Source organism: Butyricimonas sp. Marseille-P3923, from assembly GCF_900184685.1.
In the GTDB taxonomy this organism is placed as follows: Bacteria; Bacteroidota; Bacteroidia; order Bacteroidales; family Marinifilaceae; genus Butyricimonas; species Butyricimonas muris.
Map to the genome: position 1 here is coordinate 56,744 of NZ_FXXL01000007.1, position 24,719 is coordinate 81,462.

The following is a 24,719-nucleotide window of genomic DNA, read 5'->3' on the forward strand; positions in this document are numbered from 1 at the left end:
AATGAATATAGGTGTATGTGAAAAATCGAAAATGCTTGTAATTGCCGCTGGGGTGGTAATTTTACTGGCGATGACAGGTTGTGAGAAAAAGGAAGTTTATGATCCGGACGAGCCTGATTATGACAATGTATTTGATTTCTCTACGCGGGTATCTTACACGTTAAATGTGAAGTACGATGTGCCGGAGAATTATAACGTTTATTTTGAAGTTTACACACGGGACCCGGAGCAGTTGGATGCTGACGGACAGGTGGTAAAGAGAGATATCGAACCTGTAGACGTTGGATTCACGGATGAAAATGGTAGATATAGCCATAAAATTGCGGTTCCTGCTACGGCAAAATACTTGTATATTTACAGTCCTTATGCGGGAGTTCCCCGTGTATTGGTTGCTGAGATTACGAATGGAGTGTTATCTGAAGCAAGGTATCCCGATGAAGTGTCTGGTGCTAGATCTTTAATTGCCCGTGCGGGAGATGAAGGTTATAAAGATGCGGTTTACAATAAGACCGGTGGGTTAGAACGTTTAGGGTATTGGAAAAATACGAAAGGGACGTACCTGTTGAATGGTGAAACCTATGATCTTTACGGGCGTCCGGATTATTTGAATAGCGAAAAAGGTGTTACGATTTCAAGCGATATTTTGAAAGTGATTAATAGAGCCGTGCCTGAAGGTGGAGGTGTTAAGCCTGATTTAATCAAGAATGGGGACATTCATGTGACTGAAAAGGCGCATATAGATCTTTGTTTGGTGGATGAAAATACGTCTGCAAACAGTACTTTAGCTTATTATTGTTACGAGACGGCAAATCCTCCTAAGAAAGTTGCGGATATAAAGGATATTGTAATTGCATTCCCCAATTCAAAAGTTCTGAAAAATCATGGTCATTATCCCAAAGGAAATAATGGAGCATTGGAAAGAGGTGAGGGAATTCGGTTGCATTATTGGAAAGACGGAAAAGATTTAGGAGATGAGTTCCCCGAGAATACTTCTATTGGTTGGGTTATATACAATAATGGCTACGAGTCAGGAATAAATGAAAAGGGGGGAATCAATGTGTCAAAAAAACATTTTTATTCCACAAAAGTACTAAATAGCGATAAGAAAGAGCATGTAGCCTTATTTAAAAGTGGTGATAATGTATTGTTTGGTTTTGAAGATTGGACGAATGATTACGATTATAATGATGTCGTATTTTACGTGAAATCGGATCCAATAGAGGCGATCACCCCGGATATTCCCGAGGTGAAGCCAGAAGAGCCGGATGATAATGACATTGCTGCTAGTGTGACCTACCGTGGAATATTATCTTTTGAGGATGTTTGGCCTTATCAAGGTGATTTTGACATGAATGATGTCGTGGTGAAATATGTTTCATCTGTGGGTTATAATCAAAAAAATGAAGTGGTTGAGACGAAAGATGTTTATACCATATTGTGGTCGGGTGCGGCTTATGATAATAGTTTTGCTTATCAATTGGATGTAAGGCGTAGTGAGGTTGAGGTGACTATTTTATCTTCTTTGGGTGGAAATGGAGGTGCTTATGTCGATCCCGAGTTGGATAAGGCTACGATTCGTTTGGCTAATAAGGTGTCGGGATATGCAAATAATCTGGAGAAGGAAACATTTACTGTTGTGACCAAGTACACGGGGCGTAAAATATCTAAAGAAGATTTCATTTTGCCTCCTTATAATCCTTTTATCACAACGACTAGGGAAGATATAGAGGTGCACCTGACTAATATGCGTCCTACTGAAAAATTGAATACAGAAAATTTAGGATATGGGCATGACAGATCGGAACCGGATGCAAATCTTTATTATATTACTTACGATAAGAACGGGCAACAAATGCCGTTTGCTATAAATCTCGTTTTTGAAAATGATGAGGATATGGATTCTTTTGTGATTCCTGAAGAATCAGCCTTGATAAATATCAAGTATCCCGGTTTCTTGAATTGGGTAAAAACCAACGGTAAAGAAAATTCTGATTGGTATTTGAATCCGAAAGAATAAATGAACCCTAAAAGTTTTTTGTCTAACTTTTAGGGTTCACTTCAAAGTGACACACTCTCTTTTTATCTTACCTGCGTTGCAAGAGAACGATATTTTCCACGTGATGTGTGTGAGGAAACATATCGACGGCTTGCACGGCCATGACCCTGTAATCGCTATCCATGAGGTTCAAGTCACGGGCTTGCGTGGCGGAATTGCAACTCACGTACACGATGCGTTCCGGTGCGGCTTTTAGTATCGTGTCCACGACATCCTTGTGCATTCCGGCACGGGGAGGGTCGGTGATGATGACATCCGGGCGACCGTGACGGGCGATAAATTCTTCATTAAGCACGTCTTTCATGTCGCCGGCGTAGAAGGATGTATTATCAATACCGTTGAGGGCTGAGTTTATTTTCGCATCCTCGATGGCTTCCGGTACGTATTCGATACCGATAACTTTTTGTGCATCGCGGGCAATAAAATTGGCGATGGTTCCCGTACCCGTGTACAAGTCGTAAACGATTTCCTTTCCGGTAAGTCCGGCAAGTTCTCTCGTTTTCGCGTATAGGTTATAGGCCTGTTCCGAGTTGGTTTGGTAGAAAGACTTAGGACCTATCTTGAATTTCAAGTCTTCCATTTGTTCGAAGATATGATCTTGCCCATGGAAACACACGACTTCCTGATCCGTGATCGTGTCATTCATCTTTTCGTTGATGACGTACATCAACGAGGTGATTTCCGGGAATTGTTCCTCGAGAGCATGGAGCAGGGCTTCTCTTGTTTCCCGGTCTTCTCTGCCGAAAGTAACGATAACCATCACTTCTCCCGTGGAAGAGGTGCGGATAATCAATGTGCGCAGGAATCCCGCTTGTTCCCGGATGTCGTAGAAGTTCAGACTCCGTGCGAGGGCGTATTCCCGGATAAAGTTGCGGATAGCGTTTGAAGGTTCCGCTTGCAAGTAACATTTATCAATGTCTATGACTTTATCAAAGAGTCCCGGAACGTGGAAACCGACTGCCGGAGTACGGTTCAAGTCATTCCCCTCTGCTATTTCCTCACGGGTGAGGAAGCGTTTGTTGCAGAACGTGAATTCCAGTTTATTCCGGTAATAGGTTGTTTGGGGCGAACCGATGATCGGGGCGATGTTTCGCAATTTTACTTTACCGATTCTTTCCAAGTTGTCGATAACTTCCTGCTGTTTGAACTCGGTTTGCAGTTGGTATGGCAGGTTTTGCCATTTACAACCGCCGCACACGCCGAAGTGGGCACAAAAGGGTTCTGTCCGGATATCGGAATATTTCCGGAAGTTGACGATAAAGCCTTCCATGAAACTTTTACGTTTCCGGGTGACTTGCACGTCCACGATATCGCCGGGAACGGTGTTCGGTACGAACAGTACTTTTTCATCCACGTAAGCTATGGATTTTCCTTCTGCTGCTATTTTTTTTATTTCAACGTTTTCTAGTAAGGGCTTTTTACCGCGAGACATAAATTGATTTTAGATTTATGATTTTAGATTTACGATTTGGTCAATTTCTTGATTTATGATTTTGGATTTATGATTCTTTTTTGAACGTGAATGTTTTTGTTTAATCATAAATCGTAATTCATAAATCTGAAATTGTTGCTAGTTTTTCTTTTAGGATTTTGACGCCTTCGGAGGCTCCTTTCTCGATGAATTCGATTTTGCTGGTTCTGACGCTTTCGGGGACTTTCGGATCGATCAATAAGATACGGCATCCGGCGGGCGCGTAATGCAACAGGCTTGCTGCGGGGTACACGGCTAGGGAAGTCCCTATGATGACCAGAATGTCAGCTTGACGGACGAGGTCGATGGCAGGTTCTATGTTGGGAACTGCCTCCCCGAACCAAACAATGTGGGGACGGAGGATAGAACCGTCGTCGGCTTTCGTGCCGAATTTCAATTCCCAACCGTCAAGGTCATAAATCAGGTTGGGATTCCGGCTGCTTCTTACTTTCTTGAGTTCACCATGCAAGTGTAATACTTTGGTACTCCCGGCTCTTTCGTGCAAGTCGTCAATGTTTTGCGTTATGATTTGTACGTCATAGTCTTTTTCCAGATCGGCAAGCCCGTAATGTCCGTTATTCGGTTGCGCCTCGTAGAGTTGCTTCCGGCGTTCGTTATAGAAACGGTTTACTAATTCCGGATCACGTTCCCATGCTTCAGGGGTACATACATCCATAACATTGTATTCTTCCCATAACCCGTCACTGTCCCTAAAAGTACGGATTCCGCTTTCGGCACTCATGCCTGCCCCGGTTAAAATGACTAACTTCTTCATAATCAAATAGGATTTTATTTCTAAAATGCGTCAGCAAGTTAGCTAAAAAATCTTACCGATGAAAGATGTTCCGTTATGATATTTCAAAACTTTGCCCTATTTTTGCGGGATTGAAAATGGTTTTTGCATTATTATGAGTTATGGAATAGCGGATTTAAGTATTACCCCCATGCGAAGGGAACGGTCGGAGCGAAGCGAGATGGTTTCCCAGATGCTGTTCGGTGAGGTATACGAGGTGTTGGAAACAGACGAGAAGTGGCTCTACATCCGCTTGTTGCATGACAATTGTGAAGGTTGGGTGGAGAAAAAGGTATTCAGGGAAGTGGACGAGGCTTACGTGCAAAACTATAGGGCTTCCGACCAGCTGATTATGGGGGAGGTTTTCAATTTGGTCATGAAGAAAGGAGATTGGGAAAACCGTCTGATTGTAGCCGGAAGCGTACTTCCTTTTTACGATGCTTACACGAAAAGAATGTTTTTGGGGGATGAGGAGTATGTTGTGCTTGGGGGGCCGCGTGAAGTGGGCATCGAGAGTGTGCGGGATTTATTGATACAATATGCTTTGATGTATTTTAACGCGCCTTACCTTTGGGGGGGGCGGACTCCAAAGGGAATTGACTGTTCCGGTTTCGTGCAAATGGTGTATCGGCTTGCCGGAATCACTATTCCCCGGGAAGCGGAAAAACAGGTAAACGAGGGACAGACTTTATCTTTTCTGGAAGAAGCTCAACCCGGTGATCTGGCATTCTTCGGGGATACTTCCGGTTGTATTACACATGTCGGTATTCTATGGGAACAAGGAAGAATCATCCATGCTTCGGGACGGGTACGAATAGATAAAATTGATCACCATGGTATCTTTAACGAGGATATAAAAAGATACACGCATACATTGAAAGTGGTAAAGGAATTTATAAAGTAATAGACGCCCTTAGGGCGTCTATTACTTTATAAATTCTTTCTTAGTTCTCCAAGAAAAATTTCAAGTCATCGTCTGCCGTGGTTATACCGGCGATGCCGAATTTGTCGATCAGAACCTTTGCCACGTTCGGGGAAAGGAATCCCGGGAGAGTCGGTCCGAGGTGGATATTCTTCACGCCAAGATAAAGTAGCGCCAGAAGTACGATAACAGCTTTTTGCTCGTACCACGCGATGTTGTAAACGATAGGAAGCTGGTTAACGTCTTCCACGCCGAATATTTCTTTCAATTTGAGTGCGATAACGGCGAGCGAGTAACTGTCGTTACATTGTCCGGCGTCCAATACACGGGGTATCCCGTTGATATCTCCAAGGGGAAGTTTGTTATAACGGTACTTGGCACACCCGGCGGTAAGGATTACTGTATCTTTCGGGAGTTTTTGTGCGAACTCGGTATAGTATTCACGCCCCTTCATTCTACCGTCACATCCTGCCATAACAAAGAATTTGCGGATAGCACCTGATTTTACGGCTTCTACAACCTTGTCAGCTAAAGCGAATACTTGGTTGTGGGCGAATCCGCCAATGATGCTGCCATTTTCGATTTCTTCCGGTGGCGGGCATTTCTTCGCGTGCTCTATGATCTCGCTGAAATCCTTGGGTTGTCCCGGTTTTCTCTCGATGTGTTTGAAGCCGGGGAATCCGGCTGAGCCGGTCGTGTATACCCGATCCTTGTAGTTGGCATCCGGATGCGGGGGAACGATACAGTTCGTGGTGAAAAGCATCGGACCGTTGAAGTGTTGGAATTCATATACCTGACGCCACCACGAGTTACCATAGTTCCCGGCGAAATGTTTGTATTTCTTGAAGGCGGGATAATAGTGGGCGGGAAGCATCTCGCTGTGCGTGTACACGTCAACTCCTGTGCCTTCGGTTTGTTCCAGCAATTCGTATAAATCCCTCAAGTCATGTCCGCTAATCAATATGCCCGGGTTCTTTCTGACACCGATGTCCACTTTCGTGATTTCCGGGTTCCCGTACGTGTCCGTGTTTGCTTTGTCAAGTAATGCCATGGCGTCCACCCCGTTTTTACCGCATTCCAGAACCATCTGCACGAGTTGGTCTGCGGAGAGCGGAATGGTCGTGGCAACCAATCCCCGGTCTATAAATTCGTATATGCCGGGATTCTCGTGACCGAGATTGTGAGCGTGCTCCGTGTAAGCTGCCATGCCTTTCATGCCGTAGGTAAGCAATTCGCGTAAAGAACGGATGTCTTCGTTTTCAGTGGATAATACCCCGACGTTTCCGGCTTTTGCTTCCATTTCTTCCGGCGTGGAGGCTGTCCAGTGTGCACCTTCAAAAGTGATGTTTTCGATTTTTCCGCCTTTTGCGAGGAAGGTTTGTTTCAATTGCTCCCGCAATTCGAGTGCCGCTTTGATCTTGTCGATGAAACGTTGCTTGTCGAAATTGGCGTTCGTGATTGTCATGAAAAGACCATCGAGCATGAAACGGTCGGCAGTGTGGTCCACGGCGTTTAAAGCTCGTAATTGTACCCGGTAATGGGCGATTCCTTTCAGTACAAATAACAGTAAATCCTGTAAATTAGCCACGTCGGGAGTTTTTCCGCATACGCCGCGTACGGTGCATCCCGTACCTTTCGCGGTTTCTTGGCATTGATAACAAAACATTTTTTCCATAGTCTAGTGTGTTAAATGAATATTATTTTTCTCTTGTTTATCGCGAATGTAAGGGTGCGAGGAAACAATAATTGTAATATAAATTACAAACCGAGTTTAAATTTCAATAATTTGTACGGTGAATTCGTGTAAAGGTTAAAAAAGAGGACGGGTAAAAATGGAATGCTGGGGATAAAGTACTACATTCGCGAGAGTATCAAAAGTTTACAGGTATGGCATTAGTTCGTTTTTTTGATTGTCCGCTATGTGTCGGTATCCCGGAGAATGAACGGGAACGCTTTTTAGAGGGGTTTGATTACACGGTCAAAAATTACGGTCGGGACGAGGTCGTGTTCCGGCAGGGGGAAGCTTGCCGTTTTCTGTATATTCTGTTGGAAGGGGAAGTAAAGGCGGAGATGACCGACGATTCGGGAGCTATGTTGCGTATTGAAACGATACGGGCGCCGCGGGCTCTTGCTCCCGCGTTCCTTTTCGCCGGAGACAACCATTTCCCGGTGACGGCAACGGTGGCGGAAGCAACCGAGGTTTTTATCGCCACGAAAGAATCGGTATTCCGACAGTTGGCGCGTTACGAAGTCTTCATGCGGAACTTTCTTTCCGTCAACTCCAACCGGACAACATTCTTGACGGGACGATTGCAATTCCTTTCTTTCAAAACGATTCGGGGAAAATTAATCCATTACATACTGGAGCTGGCTTCTGCCGGGAACGAGAACGTCGTGTTGGATAAATCGCAACAAGAACTGGCAGAGTATTTCGGGGTTACCCGTCCCGCGTTGGCAAAGGTATTGTACGAGTTGGCGGACGAGGGATTAATTGTCGTGAATCGCCGGGAGATAGCCATTCTCGACCGACAAGCTTTGCGCCGGGCAATGATGTAATAATTTCAGCAGTTTAATAATAACATTTTTATTCTTTATTTCGTTAAAAAACGGTGTAGGCGGACAGTATGATTCATCTGTTTGCTGACGATTTGATTAACTGTAAATAAAGTAATATGAGCTTGAAAGAACAATACTGGAGATATTCCCTCGTGATCATTATTCTGTTGTTGGGGACGATTATATTTTTTGAGGCGTTACCGTTTATCAGCGGTATACTGGGAGCGATGACTATTTATATCTTGTTACGCGGTCAGATGTTATACCTAACACTAAAAAAACGTATGCGTCGGAGTTGGATGGCGGTGCTCTTGCTTATGGAAACCATTCTTTGCTTCCTCGTGCCATTGTCTCTGGTGGTTTGGGTATTCGTGAACAAGTTGCAGGCAATCAATCTTGATCCCCATAGCCTGATTGCGCCTGTCGAACACGTGGCGGATCTTATCGAACAACGTGTCGGGTATGACGTGATGAGTAAGGAAAACGTGGATTCTTTACTTTCGATGTTGCCCAAGATAGGGCAAATGTTAATGGGGAGTATCAGTAGTTTCGCCATTAACGTGGTTGTGCTTCTTTTCGTGCTTTATTTTATGCTGATCGGGGGAACCCGAATGGAAGAGTACGTGAGTGATATTCTGCCTTTTAATAAACGGAATAAACGGAATATTCTGCACGAGTTCAACATGATCGTGAAGTCCAATGCCATCGGTATCCCGTTGTTGGCATTGATACAAGGGATAGTTGCGATGATCGGGTATTTTATTTTCGGGGTGCCGAACCCTTTTCTTTGGGGATTCCTTTCTTGTTTTGCCACGATTATCCCGATCGTGGGGACGGCATTAATATGGATACCGCTGGCTCTGTTTCTCGGGTTGTCGGGACACTGGGGAGCCGCTATCGGTTTGACAATTTACGCGGTTGTCGTGATTGCCAACGTGGATAATCTCGTGCGTTTTATGCTGCAAAAGAAAATGGCGGACACGCATCCTTTGATCACGATCTTCGGTGTGATTATCGGGCTTTCGTTATTCGGTTTTATGGGTGTGATTTTCGGTCCCCTCTTGTTAGCTATTTTCGCTTTCTGCGTGAATATATTTAAAGAAGAGTATTTGGGTGGTGATTCACGTTATATTCATAAAATCAAGGAATAGAATTTGTTTTATTCAAATATTGTATTATCTTTGATACGATTTAGAGTTTTGAATCATTATTGTTTCAGTCCTTCTTTTTATTATTATAAAGTAGCGCTCACCTTTAATTGTCCTCTTTCTCTAATCCGTGGTTTTAGACCAAGTACAAATAAAAATCTGTACTTGATGAAGGTAATGTATTTTAATATATAAAATTCAAGAAATGAAAAGTGATAACGTGCGTCCCGAGAAATATCAATCTATGCAGTCAGTAGATAACGTACTTAAAGAGTACAAGAAAAAAGTCGGAGAGGTAGTTCACGTGACAATCAGTGCACGAACAACCTTTGAATTTCCTGCCGATATGCCTCAAGAAGAAAGAGATATTCGTATAGAGAATTATAAAAAAAGACATCCGTGAATATTATATTTCAGGAGGCATTACACTATCCTGAATTCGGTTTAAACCTTGGTTTAAATAAATGCTCAAAACTTCATGAAAACCGTTTAAAAGCAAAAAGCACTTACTTTTGTAAGTGCTTTAAAATGAGAGCGGAAAACGGGACTCAAACCCGCGACCCCCAGCTTGGAAGGCTAGTGCTCTATCGACTGAGCTATTTCCGCGAATGTGGGGAGAGCAGGATTCGAACCTACGAAGACGATGTCAGCTGAGTTACAGTCAGCCCCAGTTGGCCACTTTGGTATCTCCCCTTTGTTCAAAGAACATTTGTTTCGGCTGCAAATATACAGCTTTTTGGTTTTGACGCAATAGTTAGAGTTATTTTTTTTGTAGTTTTTAGCGATAAATCTTGGGGTTAGAATGAAAACTTTAGGCGGGCGAAACCGAACCACGCTCTCACGTCGATGGGGATGGTGTCGCCTACTGTGGTGAAATACTGTGAGATAATGGAGAAATCGAGGTTGTTCCACAGGGAATAATCCATGATAAATCCAGCAAAACAAGTTTCCAGTCCGGACATGTACATCCCCGACAGGGATAGTGACAATCGGTCGGTCGGGGGATAGAAGACCATCGCGACGGCGTTCCAATCGTTCATGGCGGTCATGATGTTTGCCGACGAGGGATTGAGTACAAACTCGAGGATATTCTTCAACGAGAAAATACTCTCTTTATTATTGTACATCACTTCTCCCTGCAACATGATTTTATTGGAAAACAGGTAATCGGCACCGAAGGAAGCCTCGATGATACCGCTCGATTTACCGAAGTTGTCCAGTGGTTGGCGATAAGCGAATTCCCCGCGCAGGTTCACGCCTCTGATATCTCCGGGCGATAAGCGAATTCCCCGCGCAGGTTCACGCCTCTGATATCTCCGGTCATGGCCCCGCCGATGACAAAGTCGTCTTCCGATTGAATCCCTGCCATGACTTGGAAGTCGAAGTTTTTGATCGTACCGTGGTGTAAAAAGGCGGCGGTAACCTTTTTCGAGTTGTCGAGAGAAACAACGACTTCGCTGAAAGAAGTTTCGTCGTGATAATATGTTCCCCGGAACGCGTCGCAACCGGGACGCTCGATGTAGTCGAAGTCGAAGAACGAGTAACTGTTGAAGAGGTCATTCGCGTTCCACACGAAAGTTTGTCCCCAGTTTACCCGTTGCCTGCCCAGTTTCAGGCACCATCTCCCTTTCTCAAAAGTGAAATAGAGGCGGTCGCAGGTCAGGTTCAACAGGGCATTCTTTTCGTCCATGATGTTCCACGATAAATCCATGTAGCCATTGTCCGTTTCCATTCTTTTGGCGTACCCGGGAATGTCGAGAAAGTCGCCGCTAAACAATCGGTTTCGTATTCCTGCGTCGATTCTCCAACATTCCCCGGGTTGCCAACCGAATGTCAGGCGGTTGTGCACGATGTTTTGCCAGTACCATGAATCGTCCAGATTCTCGGTGAACATGGAAAACATTTCGTTCACGTAGCCCGAGAATTCGGGTTTTTGAACCTCTTGCGAGAAGAGGTTCTTTGACAAAATGATAACACAAAAAAGAACAATATATTTTTTCATTTCACGATGTCGTTTATGATTTTACCGTCTTCAAGGGTAATGATTCGCCTTGCTTTTGCCATGATTCGAGGGTCATGCGTGGAGAACACGAACGTGATATTCTCTTTCTCGTTCAGCTTTTCCATCATGTCCAGAAGATTCTCCGCGGATTTACTATCCAAGTTTGCTGTCGGTTCGTCGGCGAGGATGAATTTGGGTTTTGATGCCAGCGCGCGGGCTACTGCCACGCGTTGCTGTTGTCCCCCGGAAAGCTTGGAGGGGCGGCTGTTGACGCGATCTCCCAAACCGACGGATTCCAGCAATTCTTGGGCACGCTCGTCCCGTTCGCTTTTTTTGCGTCCTTGCAATTCCATGACGAACGCGACGTTTTCCTTGGCGCTCAACACGGGGATAAGATTGAAAGACTGGAATACAAATCCGATATTATGTAAACGGAAATCGACCATTTCTTTGGGTTTCAATAGCGAGATATCCTGCCCGTCGATATATAAGTTGCCGGAGGTCGGCGTGTCCAGTCCCCCGATTAGGTTCAACAAGGTGGTCTTCCCGGAACCCGAAGGTCCCACGATGGCCGTGAATTCTCCCTCGGAGATACTGATATTGACATCATCGACAGCGTGTACTTCAGACATTTCGTCTTTGTAAGTCTTGTATAAGTTTTTAGTTTCTATAATTGGCATGACACATTAATTTTAGATTTTAAATTTTAGATTTTAGATTTCTCCCCACTTGCCAACGCTTCATTCTACATTCTTAATTTCTATTACCGTCTTTCAAGCTCTCTTTAACTCTTTGTAGCTTCCCATGAATTGATCTTCAGCGCTTTTCGGGCGGGGTAGATCGCTGACACGATGCCCGTGATAACCACGAGTATAACGATTTCCATGAAGGCTTTAGGGAATAAGAACGGGTAGACGACCGAACTGAACCCGAATCGTTCGTAATTCGCGTTGAGCATGAACCCGAGATCTATGCCATGTTGCCCCGTGTACCCGATTACCCAGAGTGCCAGCAGGATACCGGCGGCACTCCCCACGACGGTGAGGCATAGTGTCTCGAACATCACCATTTTGAATATGTTTCGTTTGTTCATCCCGATGCAGGCGAGTACACCCAGTTCTTTCGTCCGTTCCAGTACTGCCATGAGCATCGTGTTCACGATACCGAACGAGAGGGCTATCAGGAATATCGACAGAATGATCACGTTGATCAGGTCTGTCCACGCGTACATCAGCCCGAGGGCGGGTTGGAGTTTGTTCCATCCTTGCACGTCCATGTTCGGGAGCGCGGCAGTCACGGCTTCCGTGACCTTTTTCCCCTCGTCAACACTGGCGGCGAGTATCGCGACCTCGTGGGCGGCGCCTTCCGGCAGACCGGTGTAGGGGAGGATGTCGCTTTTCCTGACAAAGATCGTGGACTCGTCGAACATGCTGTTATTTGTTTTGAATATTCCGCCCACGCGGAACGCCATGCTTTGCATATCACCGTTCACGTCTTGAATGGAAAGTACTACTTTTGACCGCAAGCGCGCTTTCAGTTTCTTGGCTACCCGTTGGCTGATGACGACAGGTAATTTGCCGCTTTCCAGAAATGTCCCCAGCGAATCGGGGATATACTGGTGGAGCGTGGTGGTTGCTTTCTCTTCCGCCGGGTCGATAGCGTGCACGAAAGCCCCCACGGTATTCGAGGCGGAGGCAAGCACCCCGTACAGTTTCAAGCGATACGTGACGCTTTCCAATCCCGTCACGGAATCTATTATCGGTTTCACCCTATCCCGCGTGAAGTACGAGTTGATGTCGTAATTGTAGCTAAATTCCGGCGTGTGTATCTGCGTGTGCGATAGTTGATTGCATATTTCTGTCTCGATTGTTGCCCGTCCCCAACCCGTGACGAATGCTATGGTGAAGGTTCCCGCGAACAACCCGATAGCTATCGCGCTAAGGATAAGTATACTGCGGAATTTATTGCGCCAGATGTTTTTCCATGACAGGCGCACGAGCATTAAAGTTATTTTCATGGGCGTATGGCTTTATTGACTTTTAAACGGAGTATTTTACTGATGGGGTAAATGCTTGTCAGGCACGTGATAAACAAGATCACTAAGGCTTGGTTCACGTAAATATACGTGCTTGTCGCCGTGGGTATCACGGGCTCCATGCCGTAACCGAGGGCGATTTCCGCCAGTTCTCCCGTGAGCTGTATCGGGTAATAGCTGAAATAATACGTGATAGGAATGCTCACCGCGATAGCCAGACATGCACCCAGCAGCGTCATGAAAAACAGTTCAAGGCATACCACGTTTGACAGGATTTGCCGTTTCATTCCCAGTGCCACGACCACCCCGAACTCGTGCCGGCGTTCGTTCGTCATCATGATCACCGTCCCGAGGATGCCGAAGCCCACGATTACGTATAGGATAAACATGATGATTTTCGAGAATACTTTGTTTGCTCTCGACTGTGTCAGCAGGCTCTCCATTGATTCCTGCCAGCGCATCACGTCGTACGGTGCGCCTGCCACCCGCTCCTGCACGGCGGCAAAGGCTTCCTCTTGGTTCTCGTCCTCGTCAATGGATATGAGCATCCCGCTGTACCCGTCCGGCATATTGATGTACGCGTGGGCGGCGGGTAATGTCATGTAGAGGAATCCTTTGTCCATTTCCGGGATGATGATCGACACGATCCCGCGTACCGGGAACAACCCGATAGCGTTCGTCCCGTGGTATCCCTGTCCCATGAGGGCTACCGTGTCGCCGACTTCCACTTGCAGGTATTCGCTCAACCCCTTGCCGAGCAGTATCCCGTCGTCGTCTTGCCGGAGGTATTTCCCTCGTGTCACTCGTTGTGACAACGATGATTTGAGTTCTTCCTGCGCGGGATCGATGCCCACGATACCGACGCCTTTCGTGGTTTTGTCCGAGGAAATCATGGCGAACGTTTCTACCCGGGGCGATACGTTCGTGATGTGGGGGAGGGTGCGGAGTTGTTCGATCATGGCGGCATCCATGGTCATGTAATTGTCGATACTCTTCTCTTCCCAGTATCCCTGCCGGTGAATTTCGATGTGTCCGACTTGCGTGCGCAACAAGTTATCCATTAACTTGTTCCAGCTGCCATCGGACAAGGATATTGTCAAAATGCTGAATAACACGGCAGAAAACACGGATGCCACCGTGATTCCCGTTCTGCGGGAATTACGCCATATATTTCGCCAAGCGAGTTTTATCATGTTACCGGAGTTTTTTCATGTTTTGTTGGGAAAAGAAACTATCACTCATGGGCTTGTCGAACTCGTTCTTGTGTACGGTCAGAACGGTCTTCTGGTTCGGCTTGTCAGCCGGGATGACTTCCAGTCGGGTGGGAATTTTCCGTCCCTGTATTTCTTTGATGTCATGACCGTTGTACGTGTTGATCAGCACGCCGTCCTCGTCGTAAAATTCGGATTTGACCTCGATAAAGTCTTTCTTGGTAATCCACACCACGATTTTGCCCCACACCACGGCGGCGTCTTCCTTGGGAACCAGCGTCAGTTTGTAGCACTCGTGTCCTCTCACTTCTTCCGTTCCGTTCAGCTCGTGCGTGTAGTCTTCTATCTTGGACGAGTGTTTCGTCATATCGTCGTTCGTGAAATCGCTTCCCATCCACGATTGTCCCATAACGGACGAGGACATTTTTACCATCCGGTCGATGCTCGGCATCCAGTTCCACAAGTCTTTTTCTCTTTTCAAGAACGCTTGTCCTTTGTCCTTCGCTGGTGAGGTGATGAGGATGAGTGAATATTTCTCTCCTTTCGTCCAGTTTTTTATACCGACTTCCCTTGTCCACGTCGGGCGTACGATTGTCATGGTGACTTCCGAGTAAAGAGTTTCTCCTTGTTTGTTACTCGTCACTTTCTCCATGATTTCCTTTGCGGTGAGTTCTTGCGCATGCAGGCTTCCGCCGAATAGCAACACGCAACAGGTAATGATTAATCTTCTAGTCATCTTGCTGTTATTAGTTTAGTTATATTTCGTCTTTCTCGTCTATAACGAACGAGGTCTTAAAATAGGGTACTTCATTTGCGTTATTTTTTGAAGTCTTATTTACGACAGGAAAAATTAGAAAACGGGTGACAAGATTTAATTGAAAATTGAAAATTGAAAATTGAAAAGACTATCTTCTCCGTCTCGTGGACCTCAACGCAATTTATGGTGCGTGTAGTATGACGCGGTAAGCGTTTGGAATAAAATGAGTCCCAGAATGACCAGTCCCAATCCCATGAGATAGGCCGTCGTGTAGTTCGAGGCTTTGGCGATATACCCGCCGAGGAATACACCCGCGCCTAAACCGATATCCCAGCACGTGAGGTAAGTCGAGTTCGCGGTGCCTCGCTGATTATGCCTCGCGAGGTTGATAAACATGGCTTGGAATGCCGGACAGACGAAACCGTACGACATTCCGATCAAGAATGCCGACAGGTAAAAGAAGTGTATCGTTTTAAGGAATATAAAGCACGAGAATCCCGTGAGCATGAACAAGATGCCCAGCAGAATCGTTCGCGTCAAGTGTCCCCGGTTCATCTGACCGGCGGACAGTAATCGGGAAGTGATAAGCCGGAATGCCATTAGCATAAAGAAAAACCCGGTACCCGATTTAATGTGTACCTCTTGTTCGCCGTAGATAGCGACGTAGGTAGACATGATGCCGTAGATGAAAGACAGGAGAGCGATATTTATTCCCGCGGGAATGCCTTTCAGAAGGAAGAAACGGTCTAGCGAGATCGGTTCCCCCGCGGATGTGATTTTCTCCGGGGCCTTGATGAGGGAGACACAGATTAGCCCGAAAGTTCCGGTCAACAGGGAACACAGGAATATATAGTCGTAATTCCCGTAATTGTCATGCAGGAAAAGGGATAGGGTGGGACTCAGTGCCATCGCGATATTCGTGGACAGCCCGTAGTACCCGATTCCCACGTTACGCCGGGATGAAGGCATCACGTCGATCGCCATGGTCGAGTTCGACACCGTGACCATGCCGAACGAGAACCCGTGGACGGCACGCAATATAGCGAAAAGCAGGAGTGTCCCCGCGACGACGTACCCGGTGAAGAAGCCCACGAAGACGAAATAGCAGGTGACGAGCAACGGTTTCCGGGAGAAGTAATCCACGAGGAAGCCGGAAAACGGACGCGTGAGTAGTGCTGTCAACGTGTAGGAAGCGAGAATCGTACCGATCAACGCGCTGTCCGCATTAAACTTTTCGATCAAATAGAAAGGAAGTACAGGCAGTAGCAGGTAGAACGCGAAAAAAATCGAGAAATTCCCGAGGAACGCTAAAATGAAATTGGAAGTCCATAGCTTCTCCCGTGTTTGTGTCGTGTACATACTTGCTGTTTTATTTTGTCCTTGGGTCCTGTGGTGGGCGGAGGGCATTGTTCGAGGGACAAAGATAATGTATTTTGGCGAAAAAGAACTTTAATCTCGTGATGGAAGCGGGAGAATTAATTTTAGATTTAACAATTGTAGATTGCTTCCCACCTACCAACGCTTCTTTCATTTTTTATATCTTTTCCCTGTGTATCCCTAGGGATATTCTAAGGTATCTCTGGTTGTAATTTACTAATTATTTTATTATTATCCTACTATTATTCTATTAAAATAGTATAGTAATAAGATAACAATAGAATGACAATAGAATAACAAGGTATGTATCCGCTGTGAATCAATAGGATATATATGGGGGAAACCTATTGTATGCGAACTTTTTTATAGTCGCCTTTGGCGAGTTGCAAGTTACAGGTTGCATTTGCCTTCGGCAAGTTACAGGTTACTTTTCCTGCGTTGGAGATAGTATTTCAGCTCCTCCTCTGTTTATAGAGGAGGTGGCGGCGTAGCCGACGGAGGAGTTTATTAATTAAGTGATTGAGTGATTTTAGATTGAATGATTTCTCTCCACTTGCCAACGCTTCGTTAATCACTAAATCGACAATTATTGAATCACTAAATCCAAGAACTCCCTCCCGGCTTCGCCGTACTCCCTCTATAAACAGAGGGAGAGCTAAGTTACAGTCCCAAACGCCAGTAACACAGCTTGTGATTCGCCGTAGGCGAATGTAACCTGCAACTTTTCAAGTCGCCTTTGGCGACTTGAAAATCTACTTTTTGTACCCGATAGGTTGGGTGTAGATCACGAAGTTGTTCTTGGGTAAACCGATCACTTTTGCTAGAGCCTCTCTGTTGACGGAACCGATTGTCACGGTTGCCATGTCCTTGGCGGCACAAACGAGGTACACGTTTTGAGCCATGTACCCGGCGTGGTGGTTGGAGTACAGTAGCTTTTGCTCCGGATCGGAGATACGTCCCTCTTTGTCGTGGTTGGCTACATAGATGAAACACACGGGAGCTATCGTCATGAAAGGTTGCGGGCCGCATTCTTTCCGGTAGTCGCCTTTCTTCACGAGTTCCAGTTCGTGTTTTTCGGCGTTGTAGCGGTAGATGCCATCGGCTGTCGCCACGTAGAGTACCATTTCCTGCCAGTTCGTGGCGGTCGGAACGGTACGTTTGCCGCTCTCCGAGCGGTTAAGGCCGTTCGCTGCCCACACGAGGTCGGAAAGGTCTTGCGGGGATAGTTTTTTCGTGTCGAAATCACGGGATGTTTGCCGTTCGTTCAGGCATTCGGCGAGTGATTTTCCCCCGGTTTTCTGCGGTGCGGGTAACTTGATGTTTTGAGCGTTCATGGCGCTTCCCATGAATGTAAGCACTAGCATTGTAATAATTGTTTTCATTAGTTTACTACGTTAGTTGGTGTACCGTTAAAGAAATTCAGGATGTTATCGACAGCTTCCTGCCCGGTGGCTATACGCGTGTCGATAGTGCCTGTCGCATTGTGCGGGGCGAGGATCACGTTATCCAGTCCGTAGAGCATTTCCGTCACGTGTGGTTCGTCTTCGAAAACGTCGAGGGCTGCCCCGGCTATCGTTTTGTTTTGTAAGCAGGTTGCCAGCTCTTTCTCGTTAATGACGGCTCCGCGGGCGGTGTTCACGAGGATAGCGGTCGGCTTCATCAGTTCTATTTCCCGCTTGCCGATCATGTGGCGGGTTTCGTCCGTCAATGGGGTATGGATAGAAACGAAGTCCGATCTTTTCAGCAGAGTGTCGAGATCGACTCTCTCGTATCCTTCTACCGTGCTCCGGCGGTTGTAATAAATCACGTTCATGTGGAACGCTTCTGCCAGTCGTGCCACGGTCTTGCCGATATTTCCCATGCCGATGATCCCGAGGGTGCGTCCTTCCAGCGTGAAGCCTAGGTTTTTCATCACGCCCCACATGCTCTCTTTCTCTACCCGTATGCGGCGGTCGCATTCCGTGATACGGCGGGCGGCGCTCAGCATGAGCCCCATTGCCATTTCCGCGGTCGGGAAACAAACGGCTTTCGGGGTATTGCATACCGCTATTCCTTTCGAGCGGGCAAATTTGGTGTCAATGTTGTTGTAGCCCACGCCGAAATTACTGATCAGTTTCAGGTTTTTGCCTGCCTCGATAACGCTGTTGTCAATAGGGCGGGTGAATATCCCGAGAATGACATCGTGATCGGGTACCAGTTTGATTAATTCTTCGGTGGTGAAATACTCGCCGTCGGGCATAGTTACGGTATGCTCTTTTCCGAGTTTTGCGAATGACTCGCGGGGAATGTTGTAAGTAACAAGAACTTTCATATTTTTGATTTTAAATTTTAGATTTTAAATTTTAAATTGAAGGATTTATAATTTTAGATTTTAGATTAAACTCCTCCGTCCGCTTCGCGTCCAAGTGAGCCCGGAAGCCGGTCTCGAACCGGCTCACGCTCGGCAATCAGGAAGCAAGCTTCCCTATTGCCCTCGCTTACTCGCCGGTTTCCTCTATAAACAGAGGAGGAGCTGGAATATTCTTCGGGAATTTTTTCATTTTCAACTTTCAATTTTCAATTTTCCATTGTTCAGGCTCATCCTCGCGTCAGCAGGTGCGTCCAATCCGATGAATCGCGAAGCGAGGTATTTGTAGTACCCGGTGACGGCGACCATGCCGGCGTTGTCGAGCGAGAAGCCGAGGCGGGGGATAAATACGTCCCAGCCCGCGCGGGTTCCCTCGTCGTACACGGCTTTTTGCAACCCGGAGTTTGCCGACACACCGCCACCGATGGCGATTTGTTTTATTCCGGTTTGTTTGGCGGCCTTTTTAAGTTTGGCCATGAGTATATCGACGATCGTTTTCTGTAAAGAGGCACAAAGGTCGTTCAGGTTATGTTGGATGAAGTCCGGATCGTTTTTGAGTTCGTCTCGGATGAAGTACAGGAACGAGGTTTTCAACCCGCTGAAGCTGTAATCCAGTCCCGGGATATTGGGTTTGTTGAACGTGAAACGGTCTGGGTTCCCTTCTTTCGCCAGACGGTCGATCACGGGTCCCCCGGGATAGGACAATCCCATGACTTTGGCGCATTTGTCGTAGGCTTCGCCGGCGGCGTCGTCGATTGTTTGCCCGATGACTTCCATGTCCAGATAGTCGCGAACCACGATGATCTGGGAATTACCGCCCGACACGAGTAGCGTCAGGAACGGGAATTTCGGGTGGCGAGCTTCCACTCCCGGTTCTTTGATGAAATTGGCGAGGATGTGTGCCTGCAAGTGGTTGACCTCGATCATGGGAATTTGTTTCGCGATAGCGAATCCCTTGGCGAAGGAAGTTCCCACAAGGAGAGAGCCCAGCAGTCCCGGTCCGCGGGTGAAAGCGACGGCATTGATTTCGTCTGCATTGACGCCTGCGACTTTTAAGGCCTGCGCCACGACCGGGATAATATTTTGTTGATGCGCTCTCGATGCCAGTTCGGGAACGACTCCCCCGTAAGCCTCGTGTACTTTTTGACTGGCAATGACATTAGAGAGTACCACCCCGTCTTTTAGTATCGCGGCCGAGGTATCGTCGCAAGATGATTCAATTCCTAGAATAACAACGCCCATGGTATATTTTAGATTTAATGATTTTAGATTTTAGATTGTCAGCCGCACGGGCTTTGGGGTTTATAAAGTTTATAAGGTTTATAAAGTTCATAAAGTAAATGGACCCCTGCGGGGCGCTTTGTCCACGGTAGCGTAAGCTACCGTTAAACACAGTCCGAAGGACTCCCGTAACTTTATAAACCTTATAAACTTTATGAACTTTATAAACTCTTTCCATTTTCAATTGAATTTATTCCTGCAATATTACTAAATTTGCAAGCAAACTAAATGGTGAAAGTATAAAAAAAATAATCTCCATATTGTCCCGGTGTGTAATGGTGCTTGTGCTTTTGGCATTTGCGGCCTATTTTGCCTTGATGACTCCGTACGTTCAGACGAAGTTGGTGGATTATTTTACCCGTATTTTGGAGGATCGGACGGGAACGACGATCACGATCGGGAGGGTGGAATTTCGCCCGATAGAATCATTGATACTGAGTGATGTGTTCGTGAAAGACTGCCGTCAGGATACGCTGATGTTTTGCGAGCGGCTCGTGATGCGGGTGGATTCGGTGAGTTTCGTGAAACGGAAATTCACGATCACGGAGGCGACTTTCGACAATGCCGTGTTTAACTTGTGGATTGAGCGCAAGAAAGACGGGGGGGAGAGCGTCACGAACGTTGAGGAGTTAATCAATTCCCTTTCCGCCTCGATGACGGACACGGTGCCCGCCTCTCCTTTGGGGTGGAAAGTGAACCTGACCCGAATATCGTTGTTCAACAGTCGTTTCCGGTATATAGAGAACGATTATGAACCCGTGGACTACGGGATTAACTGGACGGATGTCGATTGCCGGGATTTAAACGTGATGATTTCCAGAATCAGGTTCTCGAAGGAGGGACGTTACGAGGCCACGGTTACCGGGTTGAGTTTCAGGGAGAAATCCGGATTCGAGGTGATTAACATGGGGGGAAGGGTTGTTGCGACGAATAATAACCTGTTGGTCACGAATACCTTGATTCAGACCGAACGGAGTGAGGCTCATCTGGATACGTTGGAGTATAATTGGGTTCCGGATCAGGAGTACTGGCGTAATTTTACCACGAAGATGCAACAACGATATGTGTTCACCTCTTCAAGGGTACATTTCGATGATATAGCTTATTTTAACGGCAAGTTGCTGGGAATGAATAATGTGTTGTACGGGAGCGGCGTGGTTTTCAACACGATAAGTAATTTGCAGGGCGAGAATCTGGAAGTGTATCTGGGAGAGAAAAGTGTGTTCCACGGTTCATTTGTTTCCAAGGGGTTGCCCCGTTTTTTTGATACGGACTTCACTATCGAATTTACCGATACGCGGATTTCGCCGCCCGAACTGGAAGCTATTTATATGCCGTGGCTGGAAAGCCGTTACGTGAAGATACCGGAAATGCTGCACAAGTATGATTATTTCACTTTTGACGGTACTTTCAAGGGGAAGATCGAGGATTTTGTCGTGGACGCGAAAAGCGTTACCCCGGGAATGGAAGGTTCTCTCGTGTTCAACTATGTTTTGGATAGTGCGGGAGATTATCGTTACGGGGGACGGGCTAACCTGTTCCGGGTGAATTTCGGTTTTCTGACGGGGCAGTCTTTCTTGAAGAACGGTTCGCTGTTCGCGAACTTTAACGGGGTACTGGGTGACTCCACCTCTCGTTTCGGGATGTCGAGTGCGTTAGGATACCTCGACGTGTACGACGGTCGGCTACGGGGGGTACGCCTCTCGGTGGGGACGGAAAACGATCGCCTGTATTTGCTGTCGTCCGTGAAGAACGATAGTTTGCAAGCTGATTTCGAATTGAATTATGTCATGGGGGATTCTCTTCAAATCGCGGACGCGCGGGGGTACGTGAATGTCCGGCAATGGGATTCATGGGGACCGTCCGTTTGCGGGGAAAAGGAATCGTTTGAATTTGATTTCTCGGGGAACCTGAAAATGCAAGAGGACAACAATTGGTTCGAGGCAATCATACCCCGTTTGAAATACGAGAACACGAGGGGGGTGTTCACGACGGATTCGGTGAGATTGACGAATACCGTGCTGGGAGAATATAGTTACTCGAACCTGCAATCGGAAGTGGGGGATGTCACCATGGAGGGATTTTTCCATTCGCTGGAATTGTCGGATTTGTGGAATAGTTTTGTCATGACCTATTTGCCCGCTTACCGCTACGCGGTGGATAAACCATTGCCGGAAGGAACCAATCTGATTGCCGAAGTGCGGTTGAAGAATGTCAATCCTTTGCTGCGGGTCGCTTACCCGCAATTGAAACTTTCGAGCGGTGTCAATTTATCGTGTGAATACAATTATGCCGACCGGCGGACGAATCTGTTACTGGAAGCGGATACGATCTCTTTCGGGGATCTGAAGACGCGGGACGCGAGGGTGAAAGTAGCGGGCAACGGTACCAACTTGATCTGTACCTGTGCTGCCGACGAGTTGAAATACTTGAATTTCGGGAAACTGTATAACGTGCGCAACACGATGAACGTGTACACGAACAATGTCACGAACCGTCTGACGTGGAGTAACTGGGAGAAAGAGACGTATTGCGGCTCGCTGGTCGCCAATCTCCGGTTGTTGAATTACAGGGGCAGGCACATGACACAGGTGCTTATCCAGCCCAGCACGATCGTGATGGCGGATAGCGTGTGGCAGGTGGGACGTTCCATGATATTGAAAGAGGGAGATGATATTTTCGTGAATAATTTCAAGATCAGCCGGGGAGAGCAAAGTTTTTCCCTGCGGGGACGGGTGAGCGGGAACAAGCGGGATACCCTCTCCATGGCGTTCCATAATTTCAATCTGGCGGAGTTCAATAATATTCTTTTTGACAATAAAGTGAAGCTTTTCGGGTTGGTAAACGGGAAAGCCACGATACAGGACGCGTACAACGACCGTCTTATTTACGCGAATATGGAGATCGACCGCTGGGGGCTTAACCGGGATACTTTGGGGACGTTGAACCTGATGTCCCAGTGGGATGCGGCGAACAGTGCCTTGCAGGTCAGCGTGATCAACCAGATGAAGAACGATGAGGCGCCGTTCAGCGTGTTCGGTTATTATAAACCGTCCACGGACAGCCTGAACATGAATCTCGTGCTTTCGGGAATAGACGTGAATTACCTGACCCGTTATTTCCCGGATATGTTGAAAAGCGGGGAGGGTACATTGTCCGGCGAGTTGGAAATGAAAGGGACGAGCCGGACGGCGGCGATCAACGGTTTTCTGGCCATGGACTCGGTGGCTTTGACCTTGAGTATGCTGAACACGCCGTTTATGATTCATGACCGTATCCCGGTGAAGGATAATCGGATCATGCTTGATGATTTCAAAATATACGATGCCAAGGGGCGGGCGTCCGTCTGTTCCGGGTTCTACGATTTGCAACAGAACAAGTATGATGTAAACTTGAAGTTTAATAATTTCCGCGTGTTGAACACGAAGCAATCCCAAGGCGAGACGTTTTACGGGCAGTTGTATATCACGGGACAAACCCGGATGAATAATCTGTCGGGTAATTCCGCACTGTCTGTCAATTTGAAGCCGGAACCCCATTCCGTGCTGTATATACCCTTGACTTCCGCCTTGACGGAGGAGGACGGCAGTATCCTGCGGTTTATAAATAACCGTCAACCCGGCGAACAGTCCGCGATGCTCGAGGAACGGTCTTCCCTGATATCCGATTTCGACTTGAATGCGAATATCGAGGTGAACGACAATCTGGAGGTGCAGATCATATTCGACCCCACGATCGGGGATATACTGAAAACCGTGGGAAGCGGTAATCTGCGTTTTACCTTGGGTAAGGACAACGAGTTGGACCTGTTCGGGGAGTACAAGATCGCGAAAGGAGATTATCTTTTCACGTTGAGTAACTTGATAAACAAGAAGTTCGTGTTGACTCCCGGCGGAAGTATCAAATGGAACGGTTCGCCTTACGACGCCACGATTGACGTGAACGCGATTTATAACCTGCGTACTTCTCTGAGTGATTTGTTGGCGGGGACGAACACGACAATGGACAAGAACACGAAAGTTCCCGTGGAATGCGTGTTGAAACTGGGGGACAATCTGATGAACCCGAACGTGCAATTCGGGATTAATTTTCCCTCCCTCGACGTGCAGATGCGGAGTTTGATGCAGAGTCTTTTCTCCAGTCAGGACGAGGTAAACAAACAAATGTTCTCGCTTTTGTTGCTGAACAAGTTCTACACGCCCGATTATTTGGATAAGGACGCGGAGCAGGAGGAACGCAACACGGGCTACCAGATGGGGGTAACGACGGCGAGCGAGTTGCTGTCGAATCAAGTGTCCCGTTGGTTGTCGCAGATCAGCAATAATTTGGATATCGGTTTCTCGTACCGCCCGGGTGACCAAGTGACGACGAACGAGTTCGAGTTGGCATTGTCTACCCAGATATGGAACAACCGCGTGACCATTTCCGCCAACGGCAACATGGTGGAAGGGTCGAAAACGAACTCGAATACCTCTATCACGGGTGACTTTGACGTGGACGTGAAGCTGAACCAGCAGGGAACGTTGAAGCTGAAGGCTTATTCCCACACGAACGAAAAGATCACGTATAACGCCACGGAGACCGTGCAGGGTGTCGGTGTTTCCTATCAGGAAGCCTTTGATACCTTCCGGGAACTCTTCCGCAAGTACACGGCTATTTTTAAACGGAAAAAGAAGTCTTCGCAATCATCTGATAATAAGCAGTAATTGTAATTTTCAACTTTCAATTTTCAATTTTCAATTGTTTGTCATTGTTTTTTTGGT

The 24,719-nt window shown here is 46.9% G+C and carries 19 protein-coding genes and 2 tRNA genes; 6 read left to right on the top strand and 15 right to left on the bottom strand.

The window, feature by feature from the left end; translation table 11 throughout:
* The first annotated feature begins 31 nt into the window (after nt 1-31).
* Nucleotides 32-2,017 (top strand): LruC domain-containing protein, encoded by a 1,986-nt coding sequence (locus CS948_RS11720; protein ID WP_176555036.1) that lies wholly within the window; start codon nt 32-34, stop codon nt 2,015-2,017.
* Nucleotides 2,018-2,084: 67 nt separating this feature from the next.
* Here CS948_RS11720 and rlmD read toward each other — a convergent pair whose 3' ends face one another.
* Both rlmD and CS948_RS11730 read right to left on the bottom strand, forming a co-directional pair.
* Entirely contained in the window at nt 2,085-3,488 is a 1,404-nt protein-coding gene (rlmD, locus tag CS948_RS11725) for a 23S rRNA (uracil(1939)-C(5))-methyltransferase RlmD (protein ID WP_099291933.1), read from the bottom strand.
* A 118-nt stretch (nt 3,489-3,606) separates the two neighbouring features.
* On the bottom strand, nt 3,607-4,302 hold the full coding sequence (locus tag CS948_RS11730; RefSeq protein ID WP_099291934.1) for an NAD-dependent deacylase: 696 nt from the start codon (nt 4,300-4,302) through the stop codon (nt 3,607-3,609).
* Between the two features lie 133 nt (nt 4,303-4,435).
* Here CS948_RS11730 and CS948_RS11735 point away from each other — a divergent pair, with 133 nt between their 5' ends.
* Nucleotides 4,436-5,224, top strand: a complete 789-nt coding sequence (locus tag CS948_RS11735) for a C40 family peptidase (protein WP_099291935.1) — start codon at nt 4,436-4,438, stop codon at nt 5,222-5,224.
* Nucleotides 5,225-5,264: 40 nt separating this feature from the next.
* On the opposite strand, the gene hcp is transcribed toward CS948_RS11735, so the two are convergent.
* Nucleotides 5,265-6,908: a hydroxylamine reductase gene (gene hcp, locus CS948_RS11740; protein ID WP_099294445.1), complete on the bottom strand. Its 1,644-nt coding sequence runs from the start codon at nt 6,906-6,908 to the stop codon at nt 5,265-5,267.
* 221 nt (nt 6,909-7,129) lie between these two features.
* On the opposite strand from hcp, the gene CS948_RS11745 reads away from it, so the two are divergent.
* The 3 genes from CS948_RS11745 to CS948_RS11755 all read left to right on the top strand — a co-directional run bounded on the left by CS948_RS11745 (nt 7,130) and on the right by CS948_RS11755 (nt 9,349).
* Nucleotides 7,130-7,798 (top strand): Crp/Fnr family transcriptional regulator, encoded by a 669-nt coding sequence (locus CS948_RS11745; protein ID WP_099291936.1) that lies wholly within the window; start codon nt 7,130-7,132, stop codon nt 7,796-7,798.
* 116 nt (nt 7,799-7,914) lie between these two features.
* Nucleotides 7,915-8,949: an AI-2E family transporter gene (locus tag CS948_RS11750; protein WP_099291937.1), complete on the top strand. Its 1,035-nt coding sequence runs from the start codon at nt 7,915-7,917 to the stop codon at nt 8,947-8,949.
* Between the two features lie 202 nt (nt 8,950-9,151).
* Nucleotides 9,152-9,349 carry a hypothetical protein gene (locus tag CS948_RS11755; protein ID WP_099291938.1) on the top strand — a complete coding sequence of 66 codons (198 nt, stop codon included), beginning with the start codon at nt 9,152-9,154 and terminating at the stop codon, nt 9,347-9,349.
* Nucleotides 9,350-9,479: 130 nt separating this feature from the next.
* On the opposite strand, the gene CS948_RS11760 is transcribed toward CS948_RS11755, so the two are convergent.
* The 12 genes from CS948_RS11760 to tsaD form a co-directional block, all read right to left on the bottom strand.
* Nucleotides 9,480-9,552 (bottom strand) — tRNA-Gly (locus CS948_RS11760).
* Between the two features lie 5 nt (nt 9,553-9,557).
* Nucleotides 9,558-9,639: transfer RNA gene (locus CS948_RS11765), tRNA-Tyr, on the bottom strand.
* A 104-nt stretch (nt 9,640-9,743) separates the two neighbouring features.
* A complete protein-coding gene (locus CS948_RS11770; RefSeq protein WP_099291939.1) occupies nt 9,744-10,202 on the bottom strand; it encodes a hypothetical protein in 459 nt (152 codons plus the stop codon).
* On the bottom strand, nt 10,199-10,948 hold the full coding sequence (locus CS948_RS11775; protein ID WP_099291940.1) for a hypothetical protein: 750 nt from the start codon (nt 10,946-10,948) through the stop codon (nt 10,199-10,201). Before CS948_RS11775 ends, CS948_RS11770 begins: the two co-directional genes overlap by 4 nt.
* A complete protein-coding gene (locus tag CS948_RS11780; RefSeq protein ID WP_099291941.1) occupies nt 10,945-11,628 on the bottom strand; it encodes an ABC transporter ATP-binding protein in 684 nt (227 codons plus the stop codon). Before CS948_RS11780 ends, CS948_RS11775 begins: the two co-directional genes overlap by 4 nt.
* A gap of 104 nt (nt 11,629-11,732) precedes the next feature.
* Nucleotides 11,733-12,965, bottom strand: a complete 1,233-nt coding sequence (locus CS948_RS11785) for an ABC transporter permease (RefSeq protein WP_099291942.1) — start codon at nt 12,963-12,965, stop codon at nt 11,733-11,735.
* Nucleotides 12,962-14,176 carry an ABC transporter permease gene (locus CS948_RS11790; protein ID WP_099291943.1) on the bottom strand — a complete coding sequence of 405 codons (1,215 nt, stop codon included), beginning with the start codon at nt 14,174-14,176 and terminating at the stop codon, nt 12,962-12,964. Before CS948_RS11790 ends, CS948_RS11785 begins: the two co-directional genes overlap by 4 nt.
* Nucleotide 14,177: 1 nt before the next feature.
* Entirely contained in the window at nt 14,178-14,930 is a 753-nt protein-coding gene (locus CS948_RS11795; protein ID WP_099291944.1) for an outer membrane lipoprotein-sorting protein, read from the bottom strand.
* Nucleotides 14,931-15,122: 192 nt separating this feature from the next.
* A complete protein-coding gene (locus tag CS948_RS11800) occupies nt 15,123-16,310 on the bottom strand; it encodes an MFS transporter (RefSeq protein WP_099291945.1) in 1,188 nt (395 codons plus the stop codon).
* Between the two features lie 770 nt (nt 16,311-17,080).
* Entirely contained in the window at nt 17,081-17,710 is a 630-nt protein-coding gene (locus tag CS948_RS11805) for a SagB/ThcOx family dehydrogenase (protein WP_099291946.1), read from the bottom strand.
* Nucleotides 17,710-18,639: an NAD(P)-dependent oxidoreductase gene (locus CS948_RS11810; protein ID WP_099291947.1), complete on the bottom strand. Its 930-nt coding sequence runs from the start codon at nt 18,637-18,639 to the stop codon at nt 17,710-17,712. The genes CS948_RS11805 and CS948_RS11810 overlap by 1 nt, the downstream gene beginning before the upstream one ends.
* 231 nt (nt 18,640-18,870) lie before the next feature.
* The gene (gene tsaD, locus CS948_RS11815; RefSeq protein WP_099291948.1) at nt 18,871-19,917 is read right to left on the bottom strand and encodes a tRNA (adenosine(37)-N6)-threonylcarbamoyltransferase complex transferase subunit TsaD; all 1,047 of its coding nucleotides are present in this window, start codon (nt 19,915-19,917) and stop codon (nt 18,871-18,873) included.
* A gap of 299 nt (nt 19,918-20,216) precedes the next feature.
* On the opposite strand from tsaD, the gene CS948_RS11820 reads away from it, so the two are divergent.
* Nucleotides 20,217-24,662, top strand: coding sequence for a translocation/assembly module TamB domain-containing protein (locus CS948_RS11820; protein WP_141560942.1), 4,446 nt, complete (start codon nt 20,217-20,219; stop codon nt 24,660-24,662).
* The last annotated feature ends 57 nt before the right edge of the window (nt 24,663-24,719 follow it).

Bases quoted from the DNA above. Each gene is read 5' to 3' on its own strand.
- CS948_RS11720 (WP_176555036.1), top strand. From the start codon at position 32: ATGCTTGTAATTGCCGCTGGGGTGGTAATTTTACTGGCGATGACAGGT.
- rlmD (WP_099291933.1), bottom strand. From the start codon at position 3,488: ATGTCTCGCGGTAAAAAGCCCTTACTAGAAAACGTTGAAATAAAAAAA.
- CS948_RS11730 (WP_099291934.1), bottom strand. From the start codon at position 4,302: ATGAAGAAGTTAGTCATTTTAACCGGGGCAGGCATGAGTGCCGAAAGC.
- CS948_RS11735 (WP_099291935.1), top strand. From the start codon at position 4,436: ATGAGTTATGGAATAGCGGATTTAAGTATTACCCCCATGCGAAGGGAA.
- hcp (WP_099294445.1), bottom strand. From the start codon at position 6,908: ATGTTTTGTTATCAATGCCAAGAAACCGCGAAAGGTACGGGATGCACC.
- CS948_RS11745 (WP_099291936.1), top strand. From the start codon at position 7,130: ATGGCATTAGTTCGTTTTTTTGATTGTCCGCTATGTGTCGGTATCCCG.
- CS948_RS11750 (WP_099291937.1), top strand. From the start codon at position 7,915: ATGAGCTTGAAAGAACAATACTGGAGATATTCCCTCGTGATCATTATT.
- CS948_RS11755 (WP_099291938.1), top strand. From the start codon at position 9,152: ATGAAAAGTGATAACGTGCGTCCCGAGAAATATCAATCTATGCAGTCA.
- CS948_RS11775 (WP_099291940.1), bottom strand. From the start codon at position 10,948: ATGAAAAAATATATTGTTCTTTTTTGTGTTATCATTTTGTCAAAGAAC.
- CS948_RS11780 (WP_099291941.1), bottom strand. From the start codon at position 11,628: ATGCCAATTATAGAAACTAAAAACTTATACAAGACTTACAAAGACGAA.
- CS948_RS11785 (WP_099291942.1), bottom strand. From the start codon at position 12,965: ATGAAAATAACTTTAATGCTCGTGCGCCTGTCATGGAAAAACATCTGG.
- CS948_RS11790 (WP_099291943.1), bottom strand. From the start codon at position 14,176: ATGATAAAACTCGCTTGGCGAAATATATGGCGTAATTCCCGCAGAACG.
- CS948_RS11795 (WP_099291944.1), bottom strand. From the start codon at position 14,930: ATGACTAGAAGATTAATCATTACCTGTTGCGTGTTGCTATTCGGCGGA.
- CS948_RS11800 (WP_099291945.1), bottom strand. From the start codon at position 16,310: ATGTACACGACACAAACACGGGAGAAGCTATGGACTTCCAATTTCATT.
- CS948_RS11805 (WP_099291946.1), bottom strand. From the start codon at position 17,710: ATGAAAACAATTATTACAATGCTAGTGCTTACATTCATGGGAAGCGCC.
- CS948_RS11810 (WP_099291947.1), bottom strand. From the start codon at position 18,639: ATGAAAGTTCTTGTTACTTACAACATTCCCCGCGAGTCATTCGCAAAA.
- tsaD (WP_099291948.1), bottom strand. From the start codon at position 19,917: ATGGGCGTTGTTATTCTAGGAATTGAATCATCTTGCGACGATACCTCG.